The sequence below is a fragment of the Massilia sp. genome (genome assembly GCF_032106685.1).
Taxonomy (GTDB): domain Bacteria; phylum Pseudomonadota; class Gammaproteobacteria; order Burkholderiales; family Burkholderiaceae_D; genus Telluria.
Genome location: NZ_DAMCPG010000082.1, coordinates 1 through 5,120, shown reverse-complemented (window position 1 = coordinate 5,120; position 5,120 = coordinate 1). Strand labels below are relative to the sequence as shown.

The 5,120-nt window shown below is 55.2% G+C and carries 5 protein-coding genes; 2 read left to right on the top strand and 3 right to left on the bottom strand.

The annotated features are described in order from the left end of the window. Positions 1–337: 337 nt before the first annotated feature. A complete protein-coding gene (locus tag RT688_RS23515) occupies positions 338–691 on the bottom strand; it encodes a helix-turn-helix transcriptional regulator (protein ID WP_313707248.1) in 354 nt (117 codons plus the stop codon). A 1,066-nt stretch (positions 692–1,757) separates the two neighbouring features. Here RT688_RS23515 and RT688_RS23510 point away from each other — a divergent pair. Beyond that, complete coding sequence (locus RT688_RS23510) at positions 1,758–2,789, top strand: hypothetical protein (RefSeq protein ID WP_313707247.1); 1,032 nt, start codon at positions 1,758–1,760, stop codon at positions 2,787–2,789. A gap of 90 nt (positions 2,790–2,879) precedes the next feature. Continuing rightward, positions 2,880–3,404 carry a hypothetical protein gene (locus RT688_RS23505; RefSeq protein ID WP_313707246.1) on the top strand — a complete coding sequence of 175 codons (525 nt, stop codon included), beginning with the start codon at positions 2,880–2,882 and terminating at the stop codon, positions 3,402–3,404. Between the two features lie 630 nt (positions 3,405–4,034). On the opposite strand, the gene RT688_RS23500 is transcribed toward RT688_RS23505, so the two are convergent. Beyond that, positions 4,035–4,562: an HAD domain-containing protein gene (locus tag RT688_RS23500; RefSeq protein ID WP_313707245.1), complete on the bottom strand. Its 528-nt coding sequence runs from the start codon at positions 4,560–4,562 to the stop codon at positions 4,035–4,037. A 56-nt stretch (positions 4,563–4,618) separates the two neighbouring features. Next, positions 4,619–5,120 (bottom strand): hypothetical protein (locus RT688_RS23495; RefSeq protein WP_313707244.1); only part of this gene is annotated, 502 nt, incomplete at its 5' end.

Below are 5,120 nucleotides of genomic sequence, written 5' to 3'. Positions count from 1 at the left end.
GCTCTTCCGGCCTGACTCACACTAACCGGCCTCTACGAAAGCCGGGGCGGTTCAGATGCACCAACCACTAGTTTTGCGCCAAATGATGAAGACTCAGTTATCTCTAACTTACTCACAACCAATAGCTTGCTTTGTCAATGGAACGATGTCTAGTGGAGACTGCCACCAGGTAGATAGCTCTCTTGAGTGCCCGGGCCGATTTTACTATACAGACAACTCGTCTGCGCTTCTGTACGCGGCAGCATCGTTATTCGTCACATGCAGTGATGTTGAACTGAAGAGCAAACGTTCAACCGATGTGCCAGCGCGAAGCTTCCGAACAGCGAAGACGCAACGATTACTTCTGCCCAGACTTCCAGTGGCGAGAGTAAGTCACTAGGAAATCGCGCAGGAAATCTCGTTCTCGAGCCGGCAGGTCGGTGAGGACTTCTACAAGTAAGGTATGAGTATCGGAGTCGCTGCGTGAATCCGCAACGAGTCCTGCTAGCGACGTCCCAAGCACCTCAGCAATCTGCTGCAGCCTACTGATGGACGGTTGCTGTGCTCCCGTCTCAATCCTGGACACCGTGACGGTCTCAACACCCAGCGCTTCTGCAAGTTGACCTTGCGTCAGTCCCTGCTGAGCTCGCGCCACCTTAATGTTTTGACCAATGCGAACGCCGAGGTCGGTCCCGTTTGCTGCTGTGGGCATTCTCGACATGTACTCCTCACGAAAATGCGACATGGTCTACTGGTAGCCCTGCAAATCAAATGACGCAATACGATAATTCACTTGATGTAATACGTTGCATAACGTAAAGTTGCGCTTCGTAGTGTCCCTCAACGATGTGATGTCTTCTATTTTCCAGCGACTTTTTGCGCCATCTATCGGCATCGCGCTTTGCTCGATGTTATGGCTACCTCTACCGTCACACAGCCACTCTTCAGTCGCGCATGTTGCAGGTATGCCCCTCCGGACCATCTACGCTGCCTGGAACTACCCGACGCAGCAGCAAGCCGACGCATTCGCGCTTAAAGGGTGTCGGGCTGAAGCACGAACGAATCAGGTGCCGGCGAAAAGAGCTGCGTGCACGGTGTTTCATCGTCAGTCGGTCCCAGGTGCCGGCGCCATAGTCTGTGGAACTACGGGATGCAGTGTGAGTTCGGGATTCAGCTCGACGGATGACGCAATGATTTCAGCGTACCGTCAATGCGAACGCGACGGCTTTCAGGACTGTCAGCGAACCGGCATCACAAACTGGATAGATACCGCTGGCTACAGCGACAAGAATAGCTCCTCTCGCGGGTCGACGAAAATGTGCTCCCCTCCGCCAGGCAAGACGGTCCACTCAGCGTATCGGTGCCAAAACGGCGACTGCGTAAGGACTTTTACAAATGGATGCTCTATCCGATTCCAGGCCGACTATTGCTTCAATCCGGCGAAATCCGCATGGGAGTGGAGGCCGGATGGATGCTGAGATTTTCCTAGGTCTTGGGGGGGCAGTTCGCTTCCTCAGTTATTGGTTCGAGCGGCTACCAAGCACCGAACCAACTCGGTAACAGGTGTCCCCTCCCCCGCTAAAAATTATTGATGCGCCTCTCCTGTGATGAGCCAGGCACCAATCTCAACCTCTTGTAAGGAAAAAATGAAAACCACAACCACGACTCTTGGAATATTTTTCTCTCTTCTGTTAGTGGGTTGCGGCGGCGCTAGCAGTTCATCATCAGGCTCGAGCAATCCGCCTCCACCGAGTGGCGGCACGGGCCCGACCCAACCGGTGCCGACCCCGACCCCGACCACCGTCACCAACCCGCTGACCGGCACCGCCGCCCCAGGCAGCCCGACCAAAACCATCCAGGGCATTGCTGCGCCGGGCGCCACCGTGACTGCGTATGGCGTTCAAGCCAATGGGTCCTCCGGTGCCGCACTGGGCGCCGCGGTCACCGCCGACAACAACGGCTACTTCACGGTCAACACGACTGAAGCGCCGATGGGCATGGTGCGACTGGTAGCAACCGGCGGCTCGTCGGTCCGCACTCTCGACAACAGCACCCAACCGGCCGGCCCCCAGCAGCTCGTGACGCCATTCGTCACCACCAGCTACAACAATTTCAAAATCTCGCCGCTGACCGACATCGCTGCGAGTGCCATGGCCAGCCGCGCCAGCAAGGGCGAATCCCTGGCCAACGCTTTCTCGGCCGGCGCGCGTAGCGTCCTCGAACTGGATTCGGCGAATTCGCTGATGCAGCAAGACACGACGGTGTACCTGAACCTGCTGAAAGGCTCGGTCAAGAGCGATGTCCGCTACTACGATGCGCAGTCGCTGGAAGCTCGCGAACTCCTGATGGGCGTTGAAGCTCTGGGTGTGCTGCTCGACCTGCCGGCGAAGGATGTGGCCCGCGTCGTCGGCGCCTCTGCGCAGAGCGACTACGCCGCTACCGGCGTGGACGGCAACGGTGCCGCCATCGTGGCTGGCGCCTGGACGAATGGCACCTTCGACCCGGCTGCGCCGACGACGCTGAAAGCCCTGATGGACGCGAAGGTTCCGGAAGCGCAGAAAGTGACCGACTCGACCGGCGCCAAGGTCGCGCCGCGTCTGAACGAGTACTTCCGCAAGTACATGGTGATGGATTTCGTGATGGATGCGGCCTGCGTGAGCGGCAGCTCGACTTTCTTCACCTCGCGCTATCCGTTCTACCAGGTGGACAGCCAAGGTCGCATGCAAGCAGCTGACTGCGCCGGCGCCGCACAGCGCGTAGCCAACCTGCGTGCTCGCATCAGTACGAACAACAGTTCAAAGATGAAATGACCACAAGGTGAACAGCATGAATGGGGCGCCTCTTTCATGCTTCATCTACATCAAGATAACGTTAAGCGAGAAATCCTCAGCATCCCTGACATGAATACGAATTATTTGATAAATCGAATCGGAGGTAAGGACGCTCTGCAAGTGCTGCCAGAGCACATGGACACCGAGTTCCTGTCAATCGTCGCGCAGAAGCTATCAAGATGGAGGCGTGGTGACTTGGCCGATACGAAAGAGCGCGTCGAACTGGAGGAGTTCGCTCAACGTTGGGGGACAGTTGTTCTGCCTTCGTGCTATCCGGCTCTTGGCGAAGCAATGTACAACGGGAGCAACTGCATCTTGGCAGTGCTTATTGTGATGGGTGAGCTTGACTACCTTGCACAACAAGAAATTGTTTCGCGCGAGCTCAGCTATAGAACATACAGCTCCGCAAACATGTTTGATAGGGAGCGGCTCGCGTTCATTGCGCCCCAGTTTGCCAGCACATTTTTCGAGTACAAAGGTATGGCGCCATTTGCCACTGAGCTAGTCCGGGACGCGATGTCTGTTTCGGTTGAGCGTTTTCTCAACGAATGCCTGGCCGAACAAAACTCCGTCAAGTCTGCAGCGAGTGCGTAGTGGATGCGCTCTGCCGAACGCCCCGCAAGCGCCCCCGCCCACGCTTCTTCAGACGAAAAAACAGGTAGATATGAAAAAAACGGTTAGGTACTATCTGCGAACGGCAAGTGGCCGAATCAAACTTGTCAAACTCCTAGGACGATTCGCCGTCATAGGAGGATTGATAATTTCAGCCGTCTTACTCATTGCGGCCTATCTCAACGGGAAAGCTTCGTAACGTTGCGGAAGCTCCGTCACCATGTGTTTAAAAGCACGTTTAACGGCTGAACTGTTGCGTCCAGCTTGCTGGGACAGTAGCCCTAGTCGGATGACCAACAAGCAATACTCTAGCGATGACTTCGCGCGGTATCCCTTCGCGCAAAAGTAAATTCTCCGCCCGTCGCAAGTCGAACTGCTTGATGATAGATGCTGCATTAACGTAAGCAGCATGCACATGATTACTTCTACGGCACACAACGAACTGTTCAGGTCCATGCTGCATGATGAGACGTGTCTAATCAAAGCAAATCTCGTTCATCGTGCGCTCCTTCGCGATAGCTGCAGTAGCCTCCCACATTCTGCAATCAATTTGGCCGGCGCATTTGTCTGCGGTCATCCGGCCCCGAGGTACGTAAGAGCGCGAGGATGAGACTAGAACGAGGCCAGCATTTTGCGGATTGCCTGTTGCACCTCTGGCGAACTTAGTCCAAGATTATCCTCGGTTTTAATCAGCCGGTCTCTGCAGAATGGTGGCCACGCCCTGTCATCATTGTCTATCGCAAACCATTTCGCAGGCTGGCGGCGTTCGACATCTGCGTACACCTGACATCCACGAGACATCATGTCGAACTCAAGCTTTTGGACTATCCGGTTGTCAAACGTGGCGCCAATCACTCTTGTTCGAAGCACAGGCGGAAGGTGAGCCTTAGCAAACTCAAGTCCTCTTAGGCGAACCCAGCTCGTGCTCAGGACAATTTTCACGTCTGGATAAGGTTGGAGCAAACTCGCGAGGATATGTGCCCATTCGAAGAGGGCACGCCCTGGCGTTGTGATGTGAATGCCTCGTTCCGGACTCCAGTACACTGCGTCGGCGTGAGTGACACCGTCGTAGTCTAGAAAACAAAGATGAAGCGCCTGCTGCGCATCCGTAGCGGAAACCGCGAGAGTATGGTTATTCATGTTTTGGCGCGCGTTATCGAATACTCGGGTGCGTACAACGACAGCAAGCGGCGAGCCTAGCCGTTCGTCGGAGGCTCTAAGCTAGAATGGGGCGCCGGCCAGCCTAAGAGCTCAGCTACTCGCCGGATTGTCCATCGAGCCTCTGGCACCGTTGTCCACTCCGTCTTAATAAGGCGAGGTAGATACTGCTCGAGTATCTCCAGCTCAGACATCTCCGCGCGCTTACCTTTCTTAGACTCAAGCGATTTTTCTGCAAGCTGAGTGGCTAGGTCTTCGCAGACACGCCATGCCTCGAACAGTTCAGGTGGCGAAGAACCTGGGCTGTAGAACCGTCCCCTGTACTTCGTCATTAGAAACTTAGGCTGAGCCCCAGGCAAACTCCCAAGATGCACCGGACGAGGAAAATCGAACGGCACCGTCGCGTACAGTGCATCTGTCGCTTGTTCCTGCAGTGGTTCGGTGCCCTCAGTCTGCGTGCTAGTCATCGCTAAAGCATACTTCAAAATGGCTTCATTTTGCAATAATTCATTTAAAAACAAAGACTTAATCCAACCACCA

Coding starts and splice junctions, on each gene's coding strand:
- RT688_RS23515 (WP_313707248.1), bottom strand. CDS start 691: ATGCCCACAGCAGCAAACGGGACCGACCTCGGCGTTCGCATTGGTCAA.
- RT688_RS23505 (WP_313707246.1), top strand. CDS start 2,880: ATGAATACGAATTATTTGATAAATCGAATCGGAGGTAAGGACGCTCTG.
- RT688_RS23500 (WP_313707245.1), bottom strand. CDS start 4,562: ATGAATAACCATACTCTCGCGGTTTCCGCTACGGATGCGCAGCAGGCG.